Genomic DNA, 25,048 nt, shown 5'->3' with positions numbered 1-25,048 from the left:
ACGGAGACCCCGATGACGCGATCCATCCGTGTGCTCTCGCTCTACGAGGGTTTCTTCGCCGGCGGGGCACGCATCCTGCACTCCGACGTGGTTGAAGGCCTCGCGCGCGACGGAGCGCAGGAGCACCGCGTGCTCTCGCTCACCGCCTCGGCCCGCCGCGACGCATCGCTGCAGCTCGCGCGCGACGACACCCGCTACCGGCGGTTGCGGGCGGCCGGTGTGCAGATCGACGCATTCGACCGCACCGCCGGCGACCGCCCGATCGCCCCGGAGGACTACACCGCGGCGGAGCTCGACCACGCGGCCGCCCTCTTCGACGACGCCGACGTCGTGCTCTCCCTCAAGGAGCAGCCGCTCAGCCTCGTCGTCGCGCTCGACCGTGCGGGCCTTCTGCCCGACATCCCCATCGCCGCGTGCCTGCACCGCTCCGACCCGACCCACTCCGGGCCCGCTCTGCGGTGGCTGACGGATGCCGCCGCCTCCGGCGCCGTGACGGCCACCATCTCGTGCGCGACCTCGACCTCGGAGGCGTACGCGCGGGCCGGAGTGGCCGCGCGCGAGGCGCGGGTCATCGACAACGGCATCGACACCCGCCGCTTCCGCCCGGGCACGCGTGCGGAGCGACGCCGCATCCGCTCGGCTCTCGGCATCCCGGAGTCGGCGCCCGTGGTGCTGCTGGCCGCGCGCTTCGATGCGATGAAGGATCCGGGACTGTTCCTTCGGGCCGTCGCCCGGCACGCGCGCCGCACGCCGGCCACGCACTACCTCATGTGCGGCTCGGGGATGACGGCCGACAACCCCGCCTTCCGTGCGCTGCGCGCCGACTGCGGCGTCGGCGACGAGGTCGCCCTCCACGCGCTGGGTCTGCGCGAGGACATGCCCGAGCTGTACCGCATCGCGGATGTCGTGGCCCTCACGAGCGCCTTCGGCGAAGCGTCACCGCTCTGCCTGGTCGAGGGTGCGGCATCCGGGGCCGTGCCCGTGACGACCGACGTCGGAGACGCTGCGCGCATGGTGAGGGACTTCGGTCTCGTCACCGCGCGCGACGTCGACGCGATCGCCGAGGCCTGGGGCGACGCCCTCGCCCTGCGTCCGGCGCTGCGCGGAGCCGCCCTCGCGGCGCGTGGACGACTCGATCGCCGCCGCATGATCGACGAGTACCGGGGTGCGATCGCGGGACTGCTGCTGCGCGACGCGATCGCGGCCTGACGGCGGCGGTTCTTCGCTCCGGCACGCGGGTCGGGGGCTCGCCGAAGGCCCGGCCATCCGCGCGACCGGCGGCTGCGGCCGACTCATCGCGACCGCACCCAGGCCCCTGAGCTCGTCGAAGGGACCGGGACGCGCGCGATCGGCGGCTTCAACGGCTCAACCACCTCTCGAGCACGATCCGGCCCCCGGCACCCTAGATGCCGCGCGACACCCGCACCATCCCCGCGCCGGGGCCGCCGAAGCGTGTCTACAGTGAGACATGACCGCCCGAATCGTGTCGATCGGCACGGCGCTGCCCGACACCCGCGTGACCCAGTCGACGTTGCGCGACCTGTTCGCCGCGCAACCGGGCTTCGACCGCAAGGCCCAGCGTCTGGTCGGGGCCGCGTTCGACGCCGCGGCCATCGACACCCGTCACGTCGTGCTGCCGCAGCTCGCGGGCACCGCCGTCGACGGCCTCCCCGTGCGCGACGGCGACACCCTGCTCATGCCGCCGACGGGGGCCCGCAACGACGAATACCGCCGCACCGCGCCGGGACTCTTCGCGGCGGCCTCGCGCGCGGCGATCGAGGGATCCGGGTACTCCACGGATGCCGTGACGCACGTCGTCACCGTGTCGTGCACGGGCATGTTCGCCCCCGGTCCCGACTACCACCTCGTGCGAGACCTCGGACTCTCCCCCACCGTCGAGCGGTACCACCTCGGATTCATCGGCTGCGCGGCGGCGATCCCGGCGCTGCGCCTCGCGGCGCGGATTGTCGGGAACGACCCCGCCGCGGTCGTGCTCGTGGCCTGCACCGAGCTGTGCTCGCTGCACTGGCAGACCTCGTCGCACCCCGATCAGATCGTCGCCGCCTCGGTGTTCGCCGACGGCGCGGGCGCCGCGGTCGTGGCATCTGGGGATCCCTCGAGAGAGGGCCTCGACCTCGACGGCTTCGCCACCCACGTGACCGACGACGGCGAGAAGGACATGGCGTGGACCGTCGGCGACTCGGGCTTCGAGATGACGTTGACGCCCGAGGTGCCGCGCATCATCGGGCGCGAGATCTCCGCGATCGCCGCCGACGTGCTCGGCGACCTGGCCGACGTCGACGCGTGGGCGGTGCATCCGGGCGGGCGGAGCATCCTCGACCGCGTCGAGAGCGCCCTCGGGCTGGATGCCGAGGCCTTGGCGCCCTCGCGGGAGGTGCTGCGCCGGCATGGCAACATGTCGAGCGCCACGCTGCTGTTCATCCTGCGCGACCTGCTCGCCGACCCCGCTCTGAAGGACGGGGACAGCGTCGCGGCGATGGCCTTCGGACCGGGACTCACCGTGGAGGCCGCGACCCTCACCGCGCGCCGCGCGTCGGCGTGAGCGCGTTCACCGGACTCGCGCGGCGCGACACCGCGCTGACCGAGCTCATGGACGACCCCGACTGCGACCCGCGGGCGTTGGCCGCCACCTACCGCCGGTTCGACGTGGTGAACCGCCTCGTGTCGGCCTGGGGGCACGTGTACCGCACGCGGGTGCGGCCCGAGCTGATCGCGCTCGGGCGACCCGCGCGCGTGCTCGACCTCGGCTCGGGTGGTGGCGACGTCGTCGCGCGCCTCGCGGAGCTCGCGAGCCGCGACGGCCTCGAGGTGGAGTGGGTGGGCGCCGATCCCGACCCCCGCGCGCACGAGGCCGCACGGCTGCGGGAGCGCCCCGGCGTGCGCTTCGTGTCGCGGGGATCGCGGGAGCTGATCGAGGCGGGCGAGAGGTTCGACCTCGTGCTGTCGAACCACGTGCTGCATCACCTCGACGAGGCGTCGCTCGCAGCCTTCGCCGACGACAGCCTCGCCCTCTCGCGCGGAGCGGTGCTGCACACCGACATCGCGCGCGGGCGACTCGCCTACGGCCTCTACGCCGTGGGCATCGCTCCGCTCTCGGCCGGCACGTTCCTGCGGGTCGACGGGCTCCGCTCGATCCGCCGCAGCTATCGCGCCGCGGAACTGGCCGCCGCCCTGGGCACGCCCTGGGTCGTCGAGACCCCGGCACCGTTCCGCGTGCTCGCCACGGCGAGGGGGCGCGCGCGTGACTGAGGTCCTCGTCGTGGGCGCGGGGCCCGTGGGTCTCGCCCTCGCCGCCGACCTGCGCGCCCGCGGTGTCGCCGTCGACGTCGTCGAGCGACGCGTCGACCCCGGCGCGGGCACCCGGGCGATCGGCATCCATTCCCCGGCTCTGGAGCTGCTCGAGGCGTCGGGGGCGACGGACGGCATCCGCGAACGCGCGGTGCGCATCGCCCGCGGGGAGGCGCGAGCGGACGGGCGCGTCCTGGCCGAGATCCGCTTCGACCGGCTGCGGGCCCGGCATCCGTACGTGGCGGCCCTGCCGCAGTCCGACACGATCGAGGTGCTCACCGCGCTCGCCCCACCGGTGCGGCGGGGAGTGGGCGTGACGTCGCTGCGACAGGAGCGCGACGGCGTCCGCGCACAGCTCGACGACGGGAACGAGATCCGCGCCGGGGTGGTCGTGGTCGCCACCGGCTGGTCGGGGCGCGACCTGGTCTACCGATCCGGAGCCGTGCGCACGCACCACTACCCCGACCGGTACGTCATGGCCGACGTCGTGGCATCCGGGGGTCCGATCGCGCGCGTGCACCTCGAGCGCGACGGGGTGGTCGAGTCGTTCCCGCTGCCGGACGGTCGGCGCCGGCTCGTCGCCTGGGCGGGCACGGGCGAGGTGACGGATGCCGACGGCTTCCTCCGCGACGCCGTCGCCGCCCGCACCGGGGTCGAGGCCGAGATCGCGGGCGCGTCGACGTTCGGGGTGCGGCGGGCCGTGGCCCCGGCGCTGCGGCGCGGACGGATCGTCGTCGTGGGCGACGCGGCGCACGAGGTGAGCCCGATCGGCGGTCAGGGCATGAACCTCGGCCTGCTCGATGCGCTCACGGTGGCGCCCCTGCTCGCACCCTGGGTGCGCCACGGCGACGACATGGGCCTCGCCCGGTGGGAACGCGACCGCCTGGCGTCGGCGCGGCATGCGGCGCGTCTGGCTTTCCTGAACACGATGCTCGGTCGCGCGGCCGCCCCGGCCGTGCACGCGGCGCGCACGACGGCGCTGCGCACGGTGCTGCGCGGGCCGGGCGGCGCGGCGTTCACGCGGGCGTACGCGATGCGGTTCGACCGGGCCGCGCGGCGCTGACGGCGCCGGGCGCGTGCCGGGGCGCTTGCGCGTGCGCAACCGCGGGCGCGATGGGCGACACGCCGACGCGGAGGCCGCCTCGCGCGGCGTGTCGGCGCCGACTCCGCCGTTGTGCACACCGGACGGGGCCGGAGCGGACGGGGCCGGAGCGGGCGGGGTGGGCAGCACGCCAGGCGGTGATGGCGCGGGGTGTGCACAGCGGCGGAAGCCGCGGGCGACACGCCGACGCGGAGGCCGCCTCGCGCGGCGTGTCGGCGTCGGCTCCGCCGTTGTGCACACCGGGCGGGGCCGGAGTGGGCGCGGCCGGGAGGACGCCGCGGACGGCGGGGGCGTCAGGTGGCGACGAGCTGGGCGGCCAGCAGAAGGGCCGCGAGCATCGTGAGCTGGAACACCGCGCGGCCCGGAGGGCGCACCATCACCGCGACGACGGCGGTGGCCGCGACGGTCAGCACGGCCACGAAGAACACGGTGCCGACGGTGGTGGCATCCGTCCCGAGGAGCACCGCGACGGCGCCGACCGTGATCCCCACCGCGGCGAGCACCACCGAGGCGCGCGCGCCGAGCCGGTGCGGCAGGCCCCGCACGCCCGTCCGACGATCGTCGTCGAGGTCGCGCACGACGTTGGTGAGGTGCACGGCGGCGCCGAGGGCGGCGCCGGCGAGCGAGGCCCAGGGAGCGGCGAGCTCCGGATCGGGCAGCGAGAGCGTCGCGAACGAGGGGAACAGCCCGAAGCTCAGCAGGAAGGGGGTGATCGAGAACGGCGTCGACTTGAGCCCGGCGTTATAGGCCCATGCCGAGGCAAGGGCGATCGCGTGGGCGGCGAGCAGTCCCGGCCCGAGCGGCAGCGAGAGGACGATCGCCACGACGAGGGATGCCACGGCCACCGCGAGCGCGCGCTCCGGGGTCACCGCTCCCCCGGCGATGGGCTTGTCGGTGCGGCCGACCGCCGCGTCGCGGGCGCCGTCGATCGCGTCGTTGGAGAGTCCGACCGACACCTGACCGGCGAACACGGCCATGACCAGCAGAGCGAGACGCGCGGGCTCCACGCCGGCCGCGATGCCCAGCGCGAGAGACAGGGCCGTGACCACGAGCGTGGGCCCGGGATGGGTCGCCCCCCACAGCGCCTTCACGAGGGGCGGCTTCGCCGCGGCATCCATCACGCGCACGACGCTACCCGGCGCGGGACGCCCGCGGCGTCTCCGGCATGTCGCGTGAAAGATCCGTCGAGTGTCCACAACACGCCGTGTGCCGTGACGGGTGGACGGCGTGGTCTGGACACTCGGTCGAGGAGGCTTGGCACTCTCGGGTGGAGAGTGCTAATCTTCTGCCGAGTTGAGCGGAGGTGACTCAACTTCAACAGACCCGGATGTGTCATCCGGACCGATCGAAAAGGAGAACGACCATGGCCACCTATGACCCCTTCCGCGACCTCGACCGCCTCGCGTCGACGCTCCTCGACGCCCGCCGCGGCGGTGGTCCGCGACGGATGCCGATGGACCTGTACCGCGACGGCGACCACTACGTGCTCGCGGCCGACCTGCCCGGTGTCGACCCCGGGTCGGTCGACATCGACGTCGACGGGCAGCTGCTGACGATCCGCGCCGAACGCACCCTCGGCTCCGGCGAGGGCGTGAAGTGGATCACCCGCGAACGCGAGACGGCATCCTTCGTCCGGCAGCTCAACCTGGGTCAGGGCATCGACACCGAGCGCATCAGTGCCAGCTACCGCAACGGCGTGCTGAGCGTCACGATCCCGGTCAGCGAGAAGGCGAAGCCGCGGCGCATCGCCGTCTCGACCGACGACGGCGAGGGCGTGATCGAGGCGCACGAGAGCACTCCGCAGCCGATCGAGCAGTAGGAGCCGCGGCCGAGCGGGCGCGATCGCCCGCCGTCCTGACAGCACGGTGCCCCGGCCGCCTCTGCGGCCGGGGCACCTCGCGTGGGTTCAGAGGTCTTCGGGGGCCAGGTCGCCCTGGCCTTCCTCGCCCAGCTCGACGACGCCGGGATCCTCGCCCTGCGAATCGGTGCCGGTCGACTCCGGGTGGATGTCATCGAGCGGGATGTCGCTGTCGTCGGCCGGGATCTCCGCCGGGTCGCCCCCGGTCGCGGTCGCCGGGTTGATGTCCTCGGGGTCGGCCCCCTCGTCGAGGGCGGTCGTGGCATCCCACTCCGCCTGCGCCGGGTCGAGCGTCGGGTCGGGCTCGATGGACGTGTCGCCGTCGCGAAGGGGCTGCACACCCGCAATGCCCGCGTCGGCTGCCGGCGTGGTCGCGTCGGGGGTCGGGTCGATCGAAGCGTCGCTCATGAGGGGTCCTTCCGTCGGACGCGGGTGGCCGCCGGGATCGGCGGTGATCTCCATCCAACGCGGCCCCTCGCGGGCTCCCCGGGCCCTTGACAGGCGCCGCCGTGCGCTCCCGTGTTGCTGCAGCTGTGCGAGGCCCCCCCCTGTGCCACCGCGCGTCGCTGTCAAGGCGCTGGCATCCCGGCATCCGGCGGCGGAGCGTGGGGCACATGACCCCTTCTCCCTCCGCCGCCCCCGTGCGCGTCGTCGTCATCGGCGGCGGCAACGCCGGACTCTCCGTCGCGGGGCGGCTGCATCGCGCCCGCGTCGGCGAGATCACCGTGATCGAGCCTCGCGAGCAGCACGTGTTCGCTCCCCTCCAGTCGCACATCGCCGGAGGGGCCGCGCGCGCGTCCGAGGCGATCCGGCCTCAGGCCGACGTCATCCCTCCGGGGGTGCGGTGGCTGCGCGACGAGGCGTTCACCGTGGATGCCGCGGCCCGGCGCGTGCACCTCGTCTCGGGCGGACGCATCGACTACGACCAGCTCGTCGTCTGCGCCGGGATGCGCATGGCGTGGGAACAGATCCCCGGCCTGCCCGAGGCCATGGCCGCCCCCGAGGGCGTGTCGAACTACGACTACGACCTCGCCGCGAAAGCCTCGCCCGTGCTGCGCGACCTGCGCCGCGGCACCGTCGTGTTCACCCAACCGCCGGAGCCCGCCTCGTGCGGCGCAGCCGCTCAGAAGCCGATGTACCTCGCGTGCGACTGGTGGCGCGCGATCGGCGTGCGCGATGACATCCGCGTCGTGTTCGTCTGCCCCGACCCGGTGCCCTTCGGCATCCCGGCGATCGATCGCGAACTGCGGCGCAAGCTCGACGAGTACGGCATCGAGGTGCGCTACCAGCGCGAACTCACGAGCGTGGATGCCGGCTCCCGCACGCTCGAGATCGGCCACGGCGACACCCGCGAGACGCTCGCGTACGACGTGCTGCACGCGGTTCCGCCGCAGCGGGCGCCGGAGTGGATCGCCGGCAGCGGGCTGTCGGCATCCGATGATCCGCACGGGTTCGTCGACGTCGACCCCGAGACCCTGCAGCACGTCCGCCACCCCGAGATCTGGGCCGTCGGTGACGCCGCGACGGTCGCGACGCGGCGCTCGGGCGGGGCCATCCGACAGCAGGCGAAGACGTTGGTGAAGAACATGACGGCGGCGCTGAACGGCCGCACTCCGTCCGCACGGTACGACGGCTACAGTGTCGTGCCGTTCACGGTCTCGCGCGGCACGGTGGTGTTCGCGGAGTTCGACCGGCGAGGACGGCTGCAGCCGAGCGTCCCGTTCTGGCGGTCGCTGTATCGCGAGCGTCGCCTGTCGTGGATCGCGGACCGCCGCGTGCTGCCGTGGGTGTACTGGCACCTGATCCTGCGCGGCCGCGCCTGAGACCTGGAGACGTCGACAGGCTCAGCCTCCTCCCGCCCCAGGTTCCTGCGCGTCGAAGGGACCGGCACCGCTACCTGAACCGGAGACTTCGACAGGCTCAGCCTCCTCGCGATCGAATCATGGACGCGCTCTGCGCCTATAGGGCACGAACGCCGATCCCTCAACCCCGGGGGCGGGCGGTCGGCATCCCGCGAAGACTGAGGACAGCCCCGGAAACCACACGAAAGAGGACATGCACCATGGCACAGGTCATCGAAACCATCGACGTCGACGTTCCCGTCCGCGTCGCCTACAACCAGTGGACCCAGTTCGAGGAGTTCCCGCACTTCATGAGCTTCGTGGAGTCCATCACGCAGAAGAGCGACACGCTCACGCACTGGAAGGTGAAGATCGGCGGAGCCGAGCGCGAGTTCGACGCCGAGATCACCGAGCAGCACCCCGACGAGCGCGTCGCGTGGAACAGCGTCGGCGGCGACGAGAACCACGCGGGTGTCGTGACCTTCCACCGACTGTCGGATGCCGAGACGCGCGTGACCGTGCAGATCGACTGGGAGCCGACCGGTGTCCTCGAGAAGCTCGGTGCGGTCTTCGGCGCCGACGACCACTCGGTGAAGAAGGACCTCGCCAACTTCAAGGAGTACATCGAGTCGCGCGGTGCCGAGTCCGGCGCCTGGCGCGGCGACGTCAGCTGACGTCTTCCCCTCCACGAAAGCCGGGCCCGCCTCCACAGGCGGGCCCGGCTTTCGTCATGACGAGGTCACCACTGCGGGTGGATCTCCGCGCGCAGACGACGGTCGTAGACGTCGCGCACCAGCGCGTCGAAGGCCTCGAGGTCGAAACCACCGTCGAGCAGGTCGCCCGCGGCCGCGTTGGAGGCCGCCTGCTGCACCGAACGCGCCCCCGGGATGACCGCCGTGACGCCGGGGCGCGACGCGATCCACGCGAGCGTCGCCGCCGGCAGGGTCACGCCCTCGGGCAGCGATGCCTTGAGCTCGTCGGCCGCGGCGACGCCCTCGTCGAACGGCACACCCGAGAAGGTCTCGCCCTTGTCGAAGGCCTCGCCGTTGCGGTTGTAGCTGCGATGGTCGTTCTCGGCGAAGGTCGTGTCGGCCGTGTACTTGCCCGACAGCAGGCCGCTGGCCAGCGGAACGCGTGCGAAGACCGCGACGTTCTTCTCGGCCGCGAGGGGCAGCACCTCGTCGAGGGGCTTGAGGCGGAACGGATTGAAGATGATCTGCAGGTTGGTCAGGTTCGGCCGCCGCAGCGCCGACAGGGCCTGGTCCATCGTCTCGACGGACGCCCCGTAGGCGGCGATCACGCCCTCCGAGACCAGCTGGTCGAGGGAGTCCCACGTGGCGTCGTCGTCGATGACCGCGGACGGCGGGCAGTGCAGCTGTACGAGGTCGAGGGTCTCGGTGTCGAGCAGTCGCCGCGAGCGGTCGAGCCAGCCGCGGAAGTTCTCCATCACGTAGTTCTCGGGCACCTGATCTTCGCGGCGACCCATCTTGGTCGCGACGGTGATACCGGCATCCGCTCGGCTCTTCAGGAACGCCCCGATGATCTGCTCGGACCGGCCGTCGCCGTAGACGTCGGCGGTGTCGAAGAGGGTGACGCCGGAATCGGCCGAGGCCTCGAGCACGGCGCGGGCGTCGTCTTCGCTGACATCACCCCAATCGGCGCCGAGCTGCCAGGTGCCGAGGCCGATGGCCGAGACCTCGCGGCCGGTACGGGAGAGGGGACGCTGCTGCATTGCGGTTCCTTTCGAAGCTGCATCGAGCCTATCCAGCCCCTCCGACACCGGGGCCGGCCGGCGACGGATGCCGGGGATCCGGCGAGCGCAACCCCGGATGCGCTCGCGCGCCCGACGCATAGCGTGGCCACACACCCACGGAAGGAACACCATGGACACCCCCGCCGAGCGGCTTCCCGGAGCCGACGAAGAAGATCTTGTCCCCGAGTCCGACGGACTCGCCGCCGACGTGCCGGCCGGTGCGGCGGGAGCCGACTCCGGCGCTGTGGGAACGGCTCGGATCGACCCCGACGACGAGGCCCGACTGCAGAACATCTCGAGCCAGAACGATCTGCCGGGCGTCGGAACGCGCGCGGCGGACGGACTCACCGAGCGAGGCTCGGGCGAGGGCGGGTCGACCTCGCGTCACACCGAAGACACCGGAAACGCCGATCACGACGGCCGCTCCGCCGAGGACGACGAACCGCGGACCCCGGCCTCTCCCCCGCGCACCGACGACGGCGGCGAGCCGCACGTGGATGCCGATGACCCCATCGCCGCCTTCCAGCCGGGCGTGGGCCGCGATTCCGCGGCGTCCAGCAAGATCGCCCAGGGCCTGCCCGACCCCGACGAGGCGTGATCCGCGCGCGCGGGAGGTTGCGTCGTCGGAGCCTCCCGCGCCCGGTCCCTTCGACAAGCTCAGGGACCTCCCGCACAGGAGGCTGAGCAGCCGCGACGCCGCCGTCAGTGCGACAGGCGCAGGGCGTCTTCGGCGAGGTGGAAGAAGCTCGACATCGCCGCCGACACCGCGGCGACGTCGGTGTCGGCCATCAGCAGCACCACCGTCGCCTCCCCCGCGTCATCGCGCACGAACCAGCTGCCAGTGAGGACGCCGCGACTCGACCCTCCCTTGAACGCCACGTACGGCCACGTGCCGACGTCGAGTCCCTGGCCCGGGTTCTCGCTCAGGATGCCGAGCACCTCGGCATCCTGGGTCTGCTGCAGCGCGCGATGCACGGCGGCGACGTCGGCGGCCGACGCGAACCAGTCGGATCCGTTCTGCCATTGCGACGTGGTCACCGCCTCGCCCTCGACGGCGAGAGGCGCCGCGGCGATGCGATCGAGCAGGGCGCGCCGGCCCGCCTCGTCGGCGGCCTCCCACTCGGAACGCACCGCCGGGTCGCCCCACCCGAGCGTGAAGATCTCCTTCGTTGAGGGGAAGGGCGTCAGTGCCGCGGGGTCGGCGTGACCGCTGCGTGCGACCGCCGCTTCGACGCGCTCGCGTCCGAGGCGTCGGATGAGCAGGTCGGTCGCGGTGTTGTCGCTGATGCGGATCATGGCCGAGGCGGCATCCCGCACCGTCACCTCGGTGCCCGCGGGGGCATCCTGCAGCTCACCCGAGGGGAGGCTGCGGTCGGTGTCGTCGAGCACCAGGGTCTCGTCCCACGACGCGTCTCCGGATGCCACGGCCTCCGCCGTCGCGAGCAGCACGTACAGCTTGAAGACCGATGCGAGGGGCGCGGAGCGATCCGCGTCGATCGCGATCACGGTGTCGTCGCCGCGCTGAACGAGCGCGCTCACCTCCCCGGGCAGCTCGCGCAGTCGCTCCTCGACCTCGTCGAGCGAGGTCGACGGTTCCCACGTCGGCGCGACGGGGCCCAGCAGCATCGTGGTGATCCGCCCCGCGGAATCGATCGCGAGCGTGAGGTCGAACGGGTCGCCGAGGGCACCCGCGAGCGTCGCGCGCGCCTCGGTCTCCGTTCCGTTGTAGGCGGTCACCGTGAACGGCGCAGCCGGACGGATCTGTCGGTTCGTCATCTCGGCGACCTGCTCCGCCGGCACCTGCTTCTGGAAGTTCTCATCGAGCACGCGCGCCCACTCGCCGGGGGTGGTGTCGGCCTCGGCTTCGAACACGTCGAGGATCCACGTCATCCGCTCCCCGACGGGAGTGGTGGGGATCTCGACGGATGCCGGGCTGTCGTCGGCGGGAGAGGGCTTCGCGCTCGTGCACGCGGCGAGCGCGGCGACGGCGACGAGCGAGACGAGGGCGGTGAGGCGACGGGCGAGAGTCACGGGGGTCCTTCCGGTGGGGTCCTCCCACGCTAGGAGCGCACGGCCGGCCGCACATCCCTCGCGCGAGGGAGATGCGCGAACCGGCCAGGGCGAGCCGTCGTGGTCGTTGCGCGACCGAGCAGCCCCGCCCGATCGCCGCCGTGCTGCGGAGATCGTCCCCGACACGCCGCCCGCCGGCATCCCCCACCGGCGTGTCATCCCCGCACTCCGCCCGACGGCACGCGCCGCTCCGCCCGACGGCGCACGCCGCACGCCCGACGGCACACGCCGCCTCCGCCCGACGACCAACCCCACCTCCGCCCTACGGCATGCGCCGCCCACCCCACCCGCCCCGCCGGGCCCCGAGGGGACGGCATCCCGCAGACGTCCGTCAGGCGGACGTGTCCACGGGATGCCGTCCCGGGGCCTCAGCGCGCGGCCGCGCCGCCTCTCTCCGACGCGGCAGCGCGACGCGCGCGCCACCCCACGAGCACGTCGAGCACGACGAACGCGGCGAGCGTGTATCCCACGAGCGGCAGGAACAGTCCGACGGCGACGGCGACGGCGATGACCGCGGCGATCCCCCACCACGGTGCGCCCCCGAGAACCCCGCGGGCGGGAGCCGTCGCGAGCCCGCGGGTCGGGCGGCGCTTCCACCACATCGCGTACCCGAGCACGACGAGCGCGGCGATGCCGACGGCGAGGGCGAACAGCACCAGTTGGTTCGCGAGGCCGAACATCGTGCCCGAGTGCAGGTCGATCCCCCACCGCGAGAGTTTCGCCAGCAGCGGGTAATCGGCGAAATCGACGCGATCGGTCACCTGCATGCTCGATCCGTCGATCGCGACGGCATCCACCTCGGTCGGGAAGCTGCGGTGGATCTCCTGCACCACCCACGCCTTCCCCGCCGCGGCCGGCGGCTTGATCTCGACGTCACCGCTGTTCACGTTCAGGCCCTGGGCGACCTCGAGCACGGCGTCGAAGGTCGCGGGATCCGCCTCCCCCGTCGGCGACGACGCGGCGTGACCGTGACCGGCGTGCTCGCCGCCCGATCCCCCGCCCTCGAGCGAGGTCGTCAGCGCGGGGGTGCCCTCGCCGACGGCCGCGCGCAGGTCGGACACGTGCGCACCGGCGAACGTCGACCACGTGATCCCGGTCGCCGAGAGGAACACCGCGCCGAGGACGACCCAGATCCCGACGGCCGAGTGCCATCCCGACAGCCGTCGATACCCGGTGTGACGGCGGTTGGGGCGCAGCAGGTCGCGGCGTCCCCGGCGCGAGCGCACGAAGCGTCCGACCCACAGTCCCAGCCCCGCCAGCGCGACGATTCCGAGCCAGGATGCCGCGAGCTCGCTGTACCAGCGGCCCGCATCGCCCAGGTGCAACGAACGGTGCAGGTCGCTGATCCAGTGCCGCAGCGGCAGCGCCCCGCTCGTGCCGTAGACGGGGAGGTCGCCGCGGATCTCGGTCGTGGCGGGGTCGACGAAGATCGCCCGCGTCGTGCTCTCGGGCAGCGACTCGTCGGCGAACATGACGCGCGTCATCGCCCCGGCCTCGGGGGCCGGACGCACCGCCACCGGCGTGGATCCGTCGCCGAGGTAGGCCTGCGCGGCCTGGATCTGCGCGGCGAGGGTGACCCCGGCGTCATCCGAGGTCGCGGTCAGCTCGTGCGCGTACATCACCCTCTCGATCGTCGGTGAGACGGCGTAGAGGGCGCCGCTCACCGCCGCGACGAGGATGAACGGCCCGACGAGGAGCCCCGCGAAGAAGTGCAGACGACGCAGCAGCGGGGTGAACCAGCCACCCCGAGCGGGCGGTCGGGCGGCTGCGGCGGGAGCCGCGGGCAGGGAATCGGTGGCGGTCACGAGGCGACCGCCGAACGGAGAAGGAACGTAGGCATGGGGGTGTCGCTTTCCGGGCGGGAACGCCCGACATCCGGCGCGCTTGCTGGCGCCGGGGCCGCGGCCTCCGACGTGCGGCCCGCGGGCCGACGCGCAGAGGGGCGCGGTGAGGAAGGATGGCGCGTCCGCGAAGGACGCAGGACGGACCGGCAACGCATCGCGCGCGCGGTCGCGCACCCACCCGACGAGGGGCGGGGCGAGGCTCAGGATGCCGTGAGCGGCGGCCCGCGACGTGGAGTCGAGGCGACGACGGCAGCCGGAACGGACGCCACGACGACCACGATCGCCGCGTGCACGCGACGCGCCGGAGCCGGGGCGACGGAGACCGCGGCGATGCGCGCGCGTGCGCGGACCCATGCGACGCAGCGACCGGCGAGAGCGCGCAGGGCGCCCACGGTGCGTTCGCCGCGGTGCAGCAGCGCCGTGGTCGCGAGGGCGGCGACGAGGTGGCCGGCCCACATCGCGGCATCCGCCGTGACGACGGGAGCCGAGGAGTCGCCCGATAGCAGCAGCAACGACCCGTGGTCGTGGCCGAGAGCACCGGGACGGAAGCTGCCCAGCACGAACAGCGTGTGGAAGAGCATCTGACTCACGGCCACCGCGACTCCCAGACGCGGGAGCGAGAGTCGGCGTCCGGCGAGCGCGGTGCACACGACGAACGACAGCGCGAGGGGCACGACGAGGCCGAAGAGTCCGGGCACGTCCCCGCCACTGGAAACGTGCGAGAGCAGGGCGACAAAGGTGGCGACGGATGCCGCGGCGGCGCCGCGCGCGACGCGCGGGGCCCGGCTCTGTCGTCGCATGGCGTCCATTGTGTCAGCGGTGGCGACGGCCTCCCGCCCGGTGCCCCGCCATCGAGCGACCGGGAGCACCTCGCGCCGGGCCGGTCGATAGCATCGATCGACGAACAGGAGTCCCCGTGACCGATCACCCGGCATCCCGCGGCGGCGTTCCCGCGCGCGATTCACGCCCCCGCGCCGTCATCGCCGGCGCGAGCGGCTTCGTCGGGCGGGCGCTGGCGCGCGCGTTCGAAGACGATGGCTACGACGTCTTCACCGTCGGGCGCGCCGGGTCGGCCGTGTGGGGCGACCCGGCGGCGATCGCGCGCCTGGTCGACGGCGCCGACGTGCTCATCAACCTCGCCGGGAAGATCGTGTCGTGCCGGTACACCGACGCGGATCGCGACGAGATCCTCCGCTCCCGCGTCGACACCACGCGTGCTCTGCACGCCGCCGTCGGAGCGGCCAGGAGACCGCCGCGCGTGTGGATGAACGCCTCCACCGCCACGATCTACCGGCACGAGACCGAACGTGGCAACGACGAGACCGACGGCGTGATCGGCGAGGGGTTCTCGGTCGACGTGGCCACGAGCTGGGAGCGCGCGTTCTTCTCGGGCGACCTGCCCGCGACCCGGCGCGTGGCCCTGCGCATGGCCATCGTCCTCGGTGACGGTCCCGCCACCCGGATGCTCTTCGCTCTCGCGAAGCTCGGACTCGGCGGGCCGCAGATCGACAGCTGGTGGTTCCCGCACCGTCGCTACCGTGGGATCGGCGCCCGCCCCACCGGTCCCGTGTGGTCGTCGTGGCATCGCTCGCGCGGGTATCAGCGCTTCAGCTGGATCCACATCGACGACGTGGTGGCATCCGTCCGCTTCCTCCGCGACGACGAGGCGCTCTCGGGGCCCGTCAACCTCGTCGCTCCGGGCGTCAGCGACAACCGCACCCTCATGCGCGAACTGCGGCGGGTGGCCCGGATGCCGTTCGGCCTGCCGGCGTGGCGCTGGATGCTCGATCCGGCGATGGCGCTGCTGCGCAACGAACCCGAGCTGGTTCTCAAGAGCCGCTGGGCCGTCCCCCGGGCGCTCACCGAGGCGGGCTTCACGTTCGCGTTCTCCGAGCTGGGCAGCGCTCTCGACGATGTCGCCGCGTCGCGTCGGCCGCGGGCGCGCGACCTGTTCTCGGCCTGAGTCGCGTGCGGCGGCTCGCAAACGCGGCAGAACGTCGACGCCGCCCCGACGCGTCAGCCCGGGGGCGGTTCGCGTGGAGCGGCGTCGACGTGCGACCGGTGACTAGACCTGTCGACGGATGAAGCGCATGAGCGCGGCGATGATGCCGATGATCAGGATGATGATCCCGATCCACAGCAAGAACTTCACGGCCTCGACGAAGACGCCGAGGAACAGGAGCACGAGGCCCACGATGACGAGGATGATGGCGAGAGCTGGCATGTGTTCCACCCTGCACCTCCGGGTGGACTCGCGCCGCGGCCTTGACACACGTCGGGCCGCGCCGCAGGAGCGTGTCAAGACGGTCGCGGCCGCGGCATCCGACGGCTAGCGTCGAGCACACCACGACCCCGAGGAGGCGGCAATGGCCGATCGCGACGTCAACGGACACGGCACGGGACCCGGCGAGGGCGAGTACACCGACGTCCAACTGCCCGACGGCGAGATGGACCGCGGCAGCGCCGACCAGCCCGGCGAGTACATCGACCGCCAGAACGCCGACGGCAGCGAGAGCCGCCCGCGCGCCGACGAGGCCGGCGCCTACACCGACGTCGAGCAGTCGAGCGGCCACGAGTCGCGTGAAGACCTCGACGACCCGGGCGAGTACACCGACCGCGATCGCTGAGTCAGCGATCCAGCGTCCGCCGCGGCGACGCGCCGTACGCGTCGCGGTAGGCCCGGGCGAAAGCCGCGAGGTCGAGGAATCCCCAGCGGGCCGCGATGTCGGCGACGCTCGTGATCGTCGGGTCCGCGGCCAGCAGGTCCGCGTGCGCGGCGCTCAGACGTGCGTGCGCCAGATAGTCCTCGGGAGTGGATGCCAGGTGCCCGTTGGCGAGGAACGCGCGGCGCAGGCCCTGCGTCGAGGTCCCGACCGCACGGGCGGCGTCGTCGACCGTGACGGGCAACGAGGCGTGGTCGTCGATCCACGAGCTCGCCGCCGCGTACAGCGACGCCTGCTCGATCGCCGACGCCCGCCGTTCGCGCGGATCACCGAGAAGGGGGAACGCCTCGAGCGTCGCCGCGACGAGCGCACGACGCACGTGGGCGCGCACGAGCGGCTCGGCGAGCAGGGGTGTCTGCGTGAGCGACCAGCGCAGAGTCGCCAGCCAGTAGTCCCGCAGCCGCCGCGAGACGGGACCGGAATCGCCGAAGCGGACCTCCAGGGCGTCGTCGCCGTACATCGTGCGAGCCGCCTCACGGAGCCAGTCCGCGTCGAAGGTCAACAGCTGCACCTCGGTCCGGTCCGCACTCCCGATCAGTTCGTGCCCGGGCTCGACGATGCCCGGCTCGACGCTGTAGTCGCCGTGGCGCGCGCCGATACGCCAGGCGTACCCGGGGCCCGAGGTGGCGAAGAAGAAACGGTCGGCCTCGTAGACGATCTCCGCCCGGCAGTCCCAGGCGAGGCGCCGCAGCGCGAAAGCCGCATCGCCGACCGCGTGCTCCGCAATCGACACGCGATCGGCCAGGACGTCGACATGGCCGTACTGCGCCTGGAGCCAGGCGTGCGTGTCGGCGGCGTCGTCGGTGCGGACGCGCGAATCGAAGAAGTCGTTCATGGCGAGGAGCGCTAGACCCCTGAAAGACGTCGCAGCACGCCCCATGATAGTTAACCTCCGCTTCGAAACCGCCGGGAGAGAACCCCATGACCGATGAACCCGTCATCCGCCCCATCCACCCCGACGACGCCGGCGAGGTGCTGACGATCCAACGCGCCGCGTTCGCGAGCGAAGCCCTCATCTACGGCGATCCCGACATGCCGCCCCTCACGCAGACCCTCGAGGAGCTCGCCGCGGAACTCGTGGAGAACCTCGGCTGCGTCGCGGTGACCGGCGGTCGCATCGTCGGCGCGGTGCGCGCCCGCCGCGACGGCGACCTGCTGCTGATCGGCCGCCTCGCGATCGCGCCCGACCAGCAGGGGGAAGGGCTGGGGACGCTGCTGCTCGCGGCGGTGGAGGACCGCGGACGGGATGCCGGAGCCACCGAGGCCGAACTCTTCACCGGAGGCTTGAGCGAGGCGAACCAGCGCCTGTACGAGCGCGAGGGCTATCAGCGCACCGAGACCACCGCCGACGGCGAGATCTTCTACCGCAAGCGCCTCGAGGCCTGAGGGGGCCCGGTGGCTTCGACAGGCTCAGCCACCTCCCACGAACGCCACGCCCCGACGCGGCCCCGGTGGCTTCGACAGGCTCAGCCACCTCCCGCACATGCCAGGCCCGAAACAGCCCCGGCGCGCACGCCAGGTCCCTGAGCCTGTCGAAGGGACCGGGCCCCGCCCGCACGCCGAAGGGCCGCCGCCCGTTCCCGGACGACGGCCCCCGCCTGCGCTCGCCGCTTACGGCGTCGGCATCCCGCCGTTGACGTTCAGCGTCTCGCCGATGACGTAGCTCGACTCCGCCGAGGCGAGGTACACGTACGCCGGAGCGAGCTCGGCGGGCTGGCCCATGCGTCCGAGCGGCGTCTCCTCGCCGAACTCGTCGACCTTCTCGTCGGGCTGGCCGTCGGTGACCTGCAGCGGCGTCCAGATCGGTCCCGGAGCCACGGCGTTGACGCGGATACCCTTGGGCGCCAGCTGCTGACCGAGCGCCTTGGTGAAGGTGTTGATCGTCGCCTTCGTCGAGGCGTAGTCGACGAGGATCGGCGCCGGCGAGTACGCCTGGATCGAGGTGGTGTTGATGATCGTCGAACCGGGCTTCAGGTGGGGCACGGCCTCCTTGCAGATCCAGAACATCGCGTAGACGTTGGTCTTGAAGGTGTCGTCGAACTGCTCGTCGGTCAGCGTGGTGACGTCTTCGTTGAAGATCTGCTTGCCGCCGTTGTTCACGACGATGTCGAGGCCGCCGAGGCCCTCGACCGCTTCCTTCACGAGCGTGCGGGCGTACTCGCGCTCGCGCAGGTCGCCGGGGATCTGCACGACGGTCGCGCCGGCCTCGCGCAGGATGCCGGCGATGCGATCGGCATCCACCTTCTCCTCCGGCAGGTACGACATCGCGACCGACGCCCCCTCGCGGGCGAACGCGATCGCCGTGGCCGCACCGATGCCCGAATCGGCACCGGTGATAAGGGCCTTCCGGCCCTTCAGCCGATCGGTGCCGACGTAGGTGTCTTCGCCGAGGGCGGCCTTCGGCGTCAGCTCGGCGTCGAGGCCGGGCTCCTTCTGGTCCTGCGACTGCGGGTCGATGTCGGCGTAGAGCTTGGCCGGGTCGGTGAAGGTGTACTGCGTGCTCATGGCGAGTCCTTTCATAGGGGGGATGCCGGGGCGGAGGCCGCCTCGGCGGAGAGTCAGCGGTTCTTCAGCGCGGCCTCGTCGACGAGGTCGCGGATGACGAGAGCGGCGTTGATGAGGGCGAGGTGACTGAGCGCCTGCGGCAGGTTGCCCCAGAACGCCCCGTCGGACTCGGCGATCATCTCGGAGTAGATCCCGACGTCGTTGCCCTGCGCGACGAGCGCGTCCATCGCCTCGAGGGCTTCGTCGTGCCGACCGACGCAGGCCAGGGCCGTGGCCCGCCAGAAGGCGCAGGCGACGAACGTCTGCTCCTCCTGGTCCATGCCCGTGTAGCGGTAGACGAGGTGGTTCTCGGTGGTGAGACGTGCGGTGATGGCATCCAGGGTCTTCGACATCCGCTCGCCCCGGTCGAAACCGGTGGGCGCGTGCAGCAGCACGGAGGCGTCGAGATCTTCGCTGCCGGACGCGAGCGTGTAGGCCTGCAGCTTCTCCGACCAGCAACGCTCCTCGACCCAGCGGTGGATGCGGTCGCGCTCGGCGCGCCAGCGGTCGCCGTTGTCGGGGATGTGACCGCCGTCGGCGAGCCACTGGGCGTCGTCGAGCGCCTTCCAGCACCCCATCTTCGACGAGGTGTAATGACGCAGCTCCGGGAGCTCCCACATGCCGGAGTCCTCGCGGCGCCAGAGGTCGCACGTGCGGTCGGCGACGTCTGCCAGCAGGCGCCCGGTCTGGGTGTCGAGGCGATTGCCGGCCTCGACGTACGTGCGGCACAGCGCGATCAGGTCGCCGTAGACCCCGAGTTGCAGCTGCCCCTGCGCCGGGTTGCCGGTGACGACCGGCTGATTGCCGTTCCATCCCGGCACCTGATGCTTCTCGAGCCCGATCTCGGCCTCGCCGTCGAGCGTGTACATCACCTGGACCTCGGGACCGTTCTTGCGGATGGTCCGCAACAGCCACGAGATGGCGGCGTGCGTCTCCTCGCGCAGACCGAAGCCGACCCAGGCGTGGGCGGTGTAGGCGAGGTCGCGGACCCAGGCGAAGCGGTAGTCCCAGTTCTTGCCGCCGCGCGGGTTCTCGGGCAACGACGTCGTCGCCGCGGCCGCGATCGCCCCGGTCGGGCTGAACAGCAGGAGCTTGAGGGCGAGAGCGCTGCGCTGCACGTCGTCGGCCCACGGCCCCTCGTACGAGAACTCGTCCGACCACATCGTCCAGCCGCCGATCGTGCGGTCGATGCCCCGGTCCACGTTCTTCGCGTCGGGGATGCGCAGGGGCTCGCCCTCGGTCGCGGCGATCACGAGGAGATGCCGCGAGCCCTTCGTGGTCGTGAACCCTCCGTCGATGCTCTCGTTGCCGGCATCCGGATCGCCGTGGAGTCCGTGCTCGTGGCCGGTCACCGCGAGCGAGACGTGGTCGACGCGCATGATCGAGAAGCCGTCGATGCGTTCGGTCCAGGGGGCCGCCGAGCGCAGCATGGTGCCCGGCTGCACGCACCACGCGAACTCCACCTCGCCCTTCACGCCGTCGACGCGGCGGGCGAGCTCTGCCCACGGCAGGCGTCCGGCGATACCCGTGACCATCGCGTCGGTGACGGTCGCGACCCCGGATGCCGTGGTGAACGTGGTCTCGAGGACATTGGTACGCGGGATGTACCGCCGCGTGACCTCGTACTCCTCCACGGGCGCCAGTTCGATGCATCCCCCCGCGGACTCGTCGACGAGACGGGCGAACACCGGACGCGAGTGGATGTTGGGCAGCGGGAGCCAGTCCACCGATCCGTCCAGGCCGATGAGCGCGACCGTTCGACCGTCGCCGATCGCGGCGTAGTCGCGGAGGGGCCGAGACGGTGCGGGAGGAGTGGGAGCCACCTCTTCACGCTAGGAATCGGGCCGCGAGGCTCCCCCGGGGTTGTCGTTCGACCCGCGAGCGGCTACGGCGGACTCCGGTACCTCTCCTCCGACGCCCTTGCAACCCCCGCCGCGCGCCCGGGCGTGCGGCCTAACGTCGCTATCGACCGTGACGAAAGGAACGCGCATGTCCACCACCACGAAGGACGCCCCCACCAAGAACCGCCGCCGCCCCGCGCGCGGAGGCAGCGGTCCGGAGACCACCGACGAGCAGAACGCCGAGAAGGGCTTCCAGGCGTCGGAGCAGCTGACCGACGCCCTGCAGGCCGTTCTGGTCGACCTCATCGAGCTGTCGATCCAGGGCAAGCAGGCCCACTGGAACGTCGTCGGCAAGAACTTCCGCGACACCCACCTGCAGCTCGACGAGATCATCGACGCTGCGCGCGAGTTCGGTGACGAGATCGCCGAGCGCATGCGCTCGCTGCACGCCCTGCCCGACGGCCGCAGCGACACCGTCGCCGAGACCACCACTCTCCCCGAGTTCCCTCAGGGCGAGGTCGACACGGCCGAGGTCATCGACCTCATCACCGAGCGCCTGGACGCCGTCGTCGGCACCGTCCGCGACGTGCACGACGACGTCGACGACGAGGACCCCACGAGCGCCGACATCCTGCACGGCGTGCTCGAGCGTCTCGAGCAGCTGTCGTGGATGGTCAGCGCCGAGAACCGCGTCGCCCGCAAGTCGTAAGAGCGACCGCAGATACCGGATGCCGGGGCCTCAGGGCCTCGGCATCCGTCGTTCGTGCGAGGCTCAGGCCGCCGCGGCCCCTGCCCGTCGCGAACGGGGAGCGTCAGCCGCGCGCGATCAGGAGGGGCGGCTGCGGACCTTCCAGCCGAGCGAGCGACGCCTTCATCTCGATGATGCTGTCGCTCATGCCGGCGATCTTCGTGGTGATGGCGAGGATGTTCGCGTCGATCTTCAGCAGCCGGTCGTCGATCTGACGTTCGCGGGCGTCGATCCGAGCCATGCGCTCGTCGAAACGGGCGTCGGCGCGGTCCATGCGGGCATCCGCGCGCTCCATGCGGGCCTCGAGGCGGTCGAACCGGTGGTCGATCTGTTCGAACCGGTGGTCGATCTGTTCGAACCGGTGGTCGATCTGTTCGAACCGTTGATCGACCTGCTCGAATCTCCGGTCGACCTGTTCGAACCGTTGATCGACCTGCTCGAATCTCCGGTCGACCTGTTCGAACCGCCGGTCGACCTGCGCGAAGTTGCGGTCGGTGCGACGCTCACCTCGATCGAGCATCCACTTCATACCGCCGAGGATCGCCGCGGAGAACGTGAGGAAGAACGCGGCGAGGGCGATGAACACCTGTGCAGTGTCGAGAGTCACGGCCGATCCTTCCCGTTCGCGGCGTGCGTCCAATTTACGACACCGCTCAGCAGGAATCACATGCGCACATGTGATCGGTGGAGAACTTCACCCATCGACGGGCCGGGGAGACGGGGTCAGAGCCGCAGCACCTCGGTGACCCGCACGACCGCCGTCCCCTCCTCCTCGGAGGCGGAGAGATCGACCTCGGCGCGGATGCGCCAATCGTGGTCGCCCGCGGGATCGTCGATGGTCTGCTCGACGCGCCAGAGGCCCTCGGCGGCTTCGGACTCGTCGATGTCCACGAGGGCGGACGACCGGGACGCTCCGCCGGTGCCGATCGCATCGTGCTCGTCGAAGTACCGGTCGAGGACGTCGGGCCACCCGGCATCCGGATCCAGCTCGACGAGCTCGTCGTCGCGCTGCAGGGCCGCCAGCTGCACACGGCGGAACATCTCGTTGCGTACGAGCACGACGAAGGCGCGGCGGTTGGTGAGGATCGACGGCGGAGCCGGCGGCACCACCGGCGCGTCGGGATCGTCGGCGGGGTTGATGAGCTGCTCCCACTCGTCGACGAGGCTCGAATCGACCTGCCGCACCAGTTCACCGAGCCACGCGATGAGGTCGAGCAGGTCGGGGGTCTGCGCGTCGACCGGCACGGTCTGCCTGATCGCGCGGTAGGCGTCGCTCAGGTAGCGCAGCACGAGCCCTTCGCTGCGGGCGAGCTGGTAGAGCGAGACGTACTCGCCGAACGAGCACGCCCGCTCGAACATGTCGCGCACGACCGATTTCGGCGACAGCTCGAAGTCGCGGATCCACGGCTGACTCGACGCGAACACCTCGTACGCCTGGGCTAGCAGGTCGTCGAGGGGCTTGGGCCAGGTGATCTCCTCGAGCAGTTCCATGCGCTCGTCGTACTCGATGCCCTCGCGCTTCATCGCCGCCACGGCCTCTCCGCGCGCACGGAACTGCTGCTGCGACAGGATCGGACGCGGGTCGTCGAGGGTCGCCTCGATGACGCTCACCACGTCGAGCGCGTAGTGCCCCGTGCCCACGCCGCCGGCGGCGGCCGTGGCATCCGGCCCCCTCCCCAGCTCGACCTCGGGGTCGAGCATCTCGATCGCGGCGAGCGCGAAGGGCGACAGGGGCTGGTTGAGTGCGAAGTTCGGCTGAAGGTCGACGGTGAGCCGAATGCGCGAATCGCCAATATTCGTCGCTTCAGGGCCGCTCGAAGCGACGGATTCCGGCGACTCACGCGGGGGGACGACCTCGACGACGCCCGCCTGCACCAGGGTGCGGAAGATCGCGATCGCGCGACGGGCGAGCTCGTACTGGCGGGCGCGGGGCTCGTGGTTGTCGAACACCAGCGCGCGGACGTTCGCGAACACGTCGCCGCCGCGCGCGATGACGTTGATGAGCATCGCGGCGCTGAGCTTCATCTGCGGCTGCAGCGGCTCGGGCTCCGCCGCGACGAGGCGGTCGTAGCTCTGCTCGGTCCAGTTGACGAAGCCCTGCGGCGCCTTCTTGCGCACGATCTTCTTCTGCTTCTTCAGGTCGTCGCCGGCCTTGAGGATCTGAGCTGCGTTCTCGATCTCGTGGTCGGGTGCCATGACGACGACCGTTCCCGCGGTGTCGTAACCCGCGCGGCCGGCGCGGCCCGCGATCTGGTGGAACTCGCGCGCGGAGAGCTGGCGCATGCGCGTGCCGTCGTACTTCGTCAGCGCGGTCATGAGCACGGTGCGGATCGGCACGTTGATGCCGACGCCGAGGGTGTCGGTGCCGCAGATGACGCGCAGGAGCCCCCGCTGCGCGAGCGTCTCGACCAGGCGCCGGTAGCGGGGCAGCATGCCGGCGTGGTGCACGCCGATGCCGGCGCGGACGTAGCGCGAGAGCGTCTTGCCGAAGCCGGTGGTGAAGCGGAACCCGCCGATCGCCTCGGCGATCTCGTCGCGCTGCTCACGCCCGATGATGCGGATCGACGATAGCGCCTGCGCCCGTTCCATCGCGGCGGCCTGTGAGAAGTGCACCACGTAGATCGGGGCCTGCTTGGTGTCTAGCAGTTCCTGCACCGTCTCGTGCACGGGCGTGCGGGCGTACTCGAAGTGCAGCGGCACGGGGCGCTCGACGCCCGTGACGCGCGCCGTGGGGCGGCCGGTGCGTCGCGAGAGGTCGTCGGCGATGTTTTCGACGTCGCCCAGGGTCGCCGACATGAGGATGAACTGCGCGCGCGTGAGCAGCAGCAGCGGCACCTGCCAGGCCCAGCCGCGATCGGCCTCGCCGTAGTAGTGGAACTCGTCCATGACGACCTGATCGACGTCGGCGTCGGCACCCTGGCGCAGCGCGAGGTTGGCCAGGATCTCGGCGGTGCAGCAGACGATCGGCGCGTCGGCGTTCACCGACGAGTCGCCCGTGACCATGCCGACGTTCTCCGCGCCGAAGATCTCGACGAGCGCGAAGAACTTCTCGCTCACGAGGGCCTTGATCGGCGCCGTGTAGTACGTGCGGCCGCCCCGGGAGAGGGATGCCGCGTGCGCGGCGACCGCCACGAGGGATTTGCCCGTGCCGGTCGGTGTCGACAGGATCACGTTCGCCCCCGACACGATCTCGATGATCGCCTCGTCCTGCGCGGGGTAGAGCGTCAGCCCGCGCGAGGCCGCCCACTCGACGAAACCGAGGTACACGGCATCCGGCTCGGCTCCGGCGGGCACGTGTTCGAGGAGGGGGGTCACTCCCCCACCCTCTCATCCGCTGGGCGGGCTTCCGGCAGGCTCACGGACCGCCGACCCGGGCGACCGAGGCCCATCGACCCACCACGAGGTGGCTGAGCCC

The 25,048-nt window shown here is 71.9% G+C and carries 24 protein-coding genes; 12 read left to right on the top strand and 12 right to left on the bottom strand.

What is annotated here, in order from left to right; all coding sequences use genetic code 11:
• The first annotated feature begins 12 nt into the window (after nucleotides 1-12).
• The 4 genes from RWH44_RS11785 to RWH44_RS11770 all read left to right on the top strand — a co-directional run bounded on the left by RWH44_RS11785 (nucleotide 13) and on the right by RWH44_RS11770 (nucleotide 4,372).
• Nucleotides 13-1,209 carry a glycosyltransferase gene (locus RWH44_RS11785; RefSeq protein WP_316004717.1) on the top strand — a complete coding sequence of 399 codons (1,197 nt, stop codon included), beginning with the start codon at nucleotides 13-15 and terminating at the stop codon, nucleotides 1,207-1,209.
• Nucleotides 1,210-1,468: 259 nt separating this feature from the next.
• On the top strand, nucleotides 1,469-2,563 hold the full coding sequence (locus RWH44_RS11780) for a type III polyketide synthase (RefSeq protein ID WP_316004716.1): 1,095 nt from the start codon (nucleotides 1,469-1,471) through the stop codon (nucleotides 2,561-2,563).
• A gap of 47 nt (nucleotides 2,564-2,610) precedes the next feature.
• Nucleotides 2,611-3,270, top strand: coding sequence for a methyltransferase domain-containing protein (locus tag RWH44_RS11775; RefSeq protein ID WP_437127296.1), 660 nt, complete (start codon nucleotides 2,611-2,613; stop codon nucleotides 3,268-3,270).
• Entirely contained in the window at nucleotides 3,263-4,372 is a 1,110-nt protein-coding gene (locus tag RWH44_RS11770) for an FAD-dependent oxidoreductase (RefSeq protein ID WP_316004714.1), read from the top strand. The genes RWH44_RS11775 and RWH44_RS11770 overlap by 8 nt, the downstream gene beginning before the upstream one ends.
• A 332-nt stretch (nucleotides 4,373-4,704) precedes the next feature.
• Here RWH44_RS11770 and RWH44_RS11765 read toward each other — a convergent pair whose 3' ends face one another.
• A complete protein-coding gene (locus tag RWH44_RS11765) occupies nucleotides 4,705-5,529 on the bottom strand; it encodes a UbiA family prenyltransferase (protein WP_316004959.1) in 825 nt (274 codons plus the stop codon).
• A gap of 245 nt (nucleotides 5,530-5,774) precedes the next feature.
• Between RWH44_RS11765 and RWH44_RS11760 the strand changes: the two genes are divergently transcribed.
• Nucleotides 5,775-6,230: an Hsp20/alpha crystallin family protein gene (locus RWH44_RS11760; RefSeq protein WP_298873638.1), complete on the top strand. Its 456-nt coding sequence runs from the start codon at nucleotides 5,775-5,777 to the stop codon at nucleotides 6,228-6,230.
• Between the two features lie 87 nt (nucleotides 6,231-6,317).
• Here RWH44_RS11760 and RWH44_RS11755 read toward each other — a convergent pair whose 3' ends face one another.
• Complete coding sequence (locus RWH44_RS11755; protein ID WP_316004713.1) at nucleotides 6,318-6,677, bottom strand: sugar ABC transporter ATPase; 360 nt, start codon at nucleotides 6,675-6,677, stop codon at nucleotides 6,318-6,320.
• Between the two features lie 206 nt (nucleotides 6,678-6,883).
• On the opposite strand from RWH44_RS11755, the gene RWH44_RS11750 reads away from it, so the two are divergent.
• Nucleotides 6,884-8,092: an NAD(P)/FAD-dependent oxidoreductase gene (locus tag RWH44_RS11750; RefSeq protein WP_316004712.1), complete on the top strand. Its 1,209-nt coding sequence runs from the start codon at nucleotides 6,884-6,886 to the stop codon at nucleotides 8,090-8,092.
• Nucleotides 8,093-8,331: 239 nt separating this feature from the next.
• On the top strand, nucleotides 8,332-8,784 hold the full coding sequence (locus tag RWH44_RS11745; RefSeq protein ID WP_298873644.1) for an SRPBCC family protein: 453 nt from the start codon (nucleotides 8,332-8,334) through the stop codon (nucleotides 8,782-8,784).
• A gap of 65 nt (nucleotides 8,785-8,849) precedes the next feature.
• Here the strand turns inward: RWH44_RS11745 and RWH44_RS11740 are convergent, their stop codons facing one another.
• Nucleotides 8,850-9,842 carry an aldo/keto reductase gene (locus RWH44_RS11740; protein WP_316004711.1) on the bottom strand — a complete coding sequence of 331 codons (993 nt, stop codon included), beginning with the start codon at nucleotides 9,840-9,842 and terminating at the stop codon, nucleotides 8,850-8,852.
• Nucleotides 9,843-9,993: 151 nt separating this feature from the next.
• On the opposite strand from RWH44_RS11740, the gene RWH44_RS11735 reads away from it, so the two are divergent.
• Complete coding sequence (locus tag RWH44_RS11735) at nucleotides 9,994-10,461, top strand: hypothetical protein (protein ID WP_316004710.1); 468 nt, start codon at nucleotides 9,994-9,996, stop codon at nucleotides 10,459-10,461.
• Nucleotides 10,462-10,565: 104 nt separating this feature from the next.
• On the opposite strand, the gene RWH44_RS11730 is transcribed toward RWH44_RS11735, so the two are convergent.
• From RWH44_RS11730 to RWH44_RS11720, 3 genes are all read right to left on the bottom strand, one after another.
• Entirely contained in the window at nucleotides 10,566-11,894 is a 1,329-nt protein-coding gene (locus RWH44_RS11730; RefSeq protein ID WP_316004709.1) for a serine hydrolase, read from the bottom strand.
• A gap of 407 nt (nucleotides 11,895-12,301) precedes the next feature.
• On the bottom strand, nucleotides 12,302-13,738 hold the full coding sequence (locus RWH44_RS11725; RefSeq protein ID WP_316004708.1) for a PepSY-associated TM helix domain-containing protein: 1,437 nt from the start codon (nucleotides 13,736-13,738) through the stop codon (nucleotides 12,302-12,304).
• A gap of 239 nt (nucleotides 13,739-13,977) precedes the next feature.
• Nucleotides 13,978-14,577: a hypothetical protein gene (locus tag RWH44_RS11720; protein WP_316004707.1), complete on the bottom strand. Its 600-nt coding sequence runs from the start codon at nucleotides 14,575-14,577 to the stop codon at nucleotides 13,978-13,980.
• 116 nt (nucleotides 14,578-14,693) lie between these two features.
• Here RWH44_RS11720 and RWH44_RS11715 point away from each other — a divergent pair, with 116 nt between their 5' ends.
• Nucleotides 14,694-15,740, top strand: coding sequence for an epimerase (locus tag RWH44_RS11715; protein WP_316004706.1), 1,047 nt, complete (start codon nucleotides 14,694-14,696; stop codon nucleotides 15,738-15,740).
• Between the two features lie 102 nt (nucleotides 15,741-15,842).
• Here the strand turns inward: RWH44_RS11715 and RWH44_RS11710 are convergent, their stop codons facing one another.
• Nucleotides 15,843-16,001, bottom strand: coding sequence for a hypothetical protein (locus RWH44_RS11710; RefSeq protein ID WP_298873663.1), 159 nt, complete (start codon nucleotides 15,999-16,001; stop codon nucleotides 15,843-15,845).
• Nucleotides 16,002-16,143: 142 nt separating this feature from the next.
• Between RWH44_RS11710 and RWH44_RS11705 the strand changes: the two genes are divergently transcribed.
• Nucleotides 16,144-16,404, top strand: coding sequence for a hypothetical protein (locus RWH44_RS11705; protein ID WP_298873665.1), 261 nt, complete (start codon nucleotides 16,144-16,146; stop codon nucleotides 16,402-16,404).
• Between the two features lies 1 nt (nucleotide 16,405).
• Here the strand turns inward: RWH44_RS11705 and RWH44_RS11700 are convergent, their stop codons facing one another.
• Nucleotides 16,406-17,335, bottom strand: coding sequence for a helix-turn-helix domain-containing protein (locus tag RWH44_RS11700; RefSeq protein WP_316004705.1), 930 nt, complete (start codon nucleotides 17,333-17,335; stop codon nucleotides 16,406-16,408).
• An 86-nt stretch (nucleotides 17,336-17,421) separates the two neighbouring features.
• Here RWH44_RS11700 and RWH44_RS11695 point away from each other — a divergent pair, with 86 nt between their 5' ends.
• The gene (locus RWH44_RS11695) at nucleotides 17,422-17,886 is read left to right on the top strand and encodes a GNAT family N-acetyltransferase (protein WP_316004704.1); all 465 of its coding nucleotides are present in this window, start codon (nucleotides 17,422-17,424) and stop codon (nucleotides 17,884-17,886) included.
• 225 nt (nucleotides 17,887-18,111) lie between these two features.
• On the opposite strand, the gene RWH44_RS11690 is transcribed toward RWH44_RS11695, so the two are convergent.
• Together RWH44_RS11690 and RWH44_RS11685 are read right to left on the bottom strand one after the other, a co-directional pair.
• Nucleotides 18,112-19,005, bottom strand: coding sequence for an SDR family oxidoreductase (locus RWH44_RS11690; protein ID WP_316004703.1), 894 nt, complete (start codon nucleotides 19,003-19,005; stop codon nucleotides 18,112-18,114).
• A 53-nt stretch (nucleotides 19,006-19,058) separates the two neighbouring features.
• Complete coding sequence (locus tag RWH44_RS11685) at nucleotides 19,059-20,867, bottom strand: glycoside hydrolase family 15 protein (protein WP_316004702.1); 1,809 nt, start codon at nucleotides 20,865-20,867, stop codon at nucleotides 19,059-19,061.
• Nucleotides 20,868-21,033: 166 nt separating this feature from the next.
• On the opposite strand from RWH44_RS11685, the gene RWH44_RS11680 reads away from it, so the two are divergent.
• Nucleotides 21,034-21,594 (top strand): Dps family protein, encoded by a 561-nt coding sequence (locus RWH44_RS11680; protein WP_116536354.1) that lies wholly within the window; start codon nucleotides 21,034-21,036, stop codon nucleotides 21,592-21,594.
• 103 nt (nucleotides 21,595-21,697) lie between these two features.
• Here the strand turns inward: RWH44_RS11680 and RWH44_RS11675 are convergent, their stop codons facing one another.
• Together RWH44_RS11675 and RWH44_RS11670 are read right to left on the bottom strand one after the other, a co-directional pair.
• Nucleotides 21,698-22,240 (bottom strand): hypothetical protein, encoded by a 543-nt coding sequence (locus RWH44_RS11675; RefSeq protein ID WP_316004701.1) that lies wholly within the window; start codon nucleotides 22,238-22,240, stop codon nucleotides 21,698-21,700.
• A 116-nt stretch (nucleotides 22,241-22,356) separates the two neighbouring features.
• A complete protein-coding gene (locus RWH44_RS11670) occupies nucleotides 22,357-24,948 on the bottom strand; it encodes a DEAD/DEAH box helicase (RefSeq protein WP_316004700.1) in 2,592 nt (863 codons plus the stop codon).
• Between the last annotated feature and the right edge of the window lie 100 nt (nucleotides 24,949-25,048).

Origin of the sequence: Microbacterium phycohabitans (genome assembly GCF_032464935.1) — a bacterium.
Lineage (GTDB): Bacteria > Actinomycetota > Actinomycetes > Actinomycetales > Microbacteriaceae > Microbacterium > Microbacterium phycohabitans.
The sequence above is the reverse complement of the archived record's forward strand: the minus strand, read 5'-3'. Positions and strand labels throughout refer to the sequence as shown.

Bases quoted from the DNA above. Each gene is read 5' to 3' on its own strand.
- RWH44_RS11785 (WP_316004717.1), top strand. From the start codon at position 13: ATGACGCGATCCATCCGTGTGCTCTCGCTCTACGAGGGTTTCTTCGCC.
- RWH44_RS11780 (WP_316004716.1), top strand. From the start codon at position 1,469: ATGACCGCCCGAATCGTGTCGATCGGCACGGCGCTGCCCGACACCCGC.
- RWH44_RS11775 (WP_437127296.1), top strand. From the start codon at position 2,611: ATGGACGACCCCGACTGCGACCCGCGGGCGTTGGCCGCCACCTACCGC.
- RWH44_RS11765 (WP_316004959.1), bottom strand. From the start codon at position 5,529: ATGGATGCCGCGGCGAAGCCGCCCCTCGTGAAGGCGCTGTGGGGGGCG.
- RWH44_RS11760 (WP_298873638.1), top strand. From the start codon at position 5,775: ATGGCCACCTATGACCCCTTCCGCGACCTCGACCGCCTCGCGTCGACG.
- RWH44_RS11755 (WP_316004713.1), bottom strand. From the start codon at position 6,677: ATGAGCGACGCTTCGATCGACCCGACCCCCGACGCGACCACGCCGGCA.
- RWH44_RS11750 (WP_316004712.1), top strand. From the start codon at position 6,884: ATGACCCCTTCTCCCTCCGCCGCCCCCGTGCGCGTCGTCGTCATCGGC.
- RWH44_RS11745 (WP_298873644.1), top strand. From the start codon at position 8,332: ATGGCACAGGTCATCGAAACCATCGACGTCGACGTTCCCGTCCGCGTC.
- RWH44_RS11740 (WP_316004711.1), bottom strand. From the start codon at position 9,842: ATGCAGCAGCGTCCCCTCTCCCGTACCGGCCGCGAGGTCTCGGCCATC.
- RWH44_RS11735 (WP_316004710.1), top strand. From the start codon at position 9,994: ATGGACACCCCCGCCGAGCGGCTTCCCGGAGCCGACGAAGAAGATCTT.
- RWH44_RS11720 (WP_316004707.1), bottom strand. From the start codon at position 14,577: ATGCGACGACAGAGCCGGGCCCCGCGCGTCGCGCGCGGCGCCGCCGCG.
- RWH44_RS11710 (WP_298873663.1), bottom strand. From the start codon at position 16,001: ATGCCAGCTCTCGCCATCATCCTCGTCATCGTGGGCCTCGTGCTCCTG.
- RWH44_RS11705 (WP_298873665.1), top strand. From the start codon at position 16,144: ATGGCCGATCGCGACGTCAACGGACACGGCACGGGACCCGGCGAGGGC.
- RWH44_RS11700 (WP_316004705.1), bottom strand. From the start codon at position 17,335: ATGAACGACTTCTTCGATTCGCGCGTCCGCACCGACGACGCCGCCGAC.
- RWH44_RS11695 (WP_316004704.1), top strand. From the start codon at position 17,422: ATGACCGATGAACCCGTCATCCGCCCCATCCACCCCGACGACGCCGGC.
- RWH44_RS11690 (WP_316004703.1), bottom strand. From the start codon at position 19,005: ATGAGCACGCAGTACACCTTCACCGACCCGGCCAAGCTCTACGCCGAC.
- RWH44_RS11680 (WP_116536354.1), top strand. From the start codon at position 21,034: ATGTCCACCACCACGAAGGACGCCCCCACCAAGAACCGCCGCCGCCCC.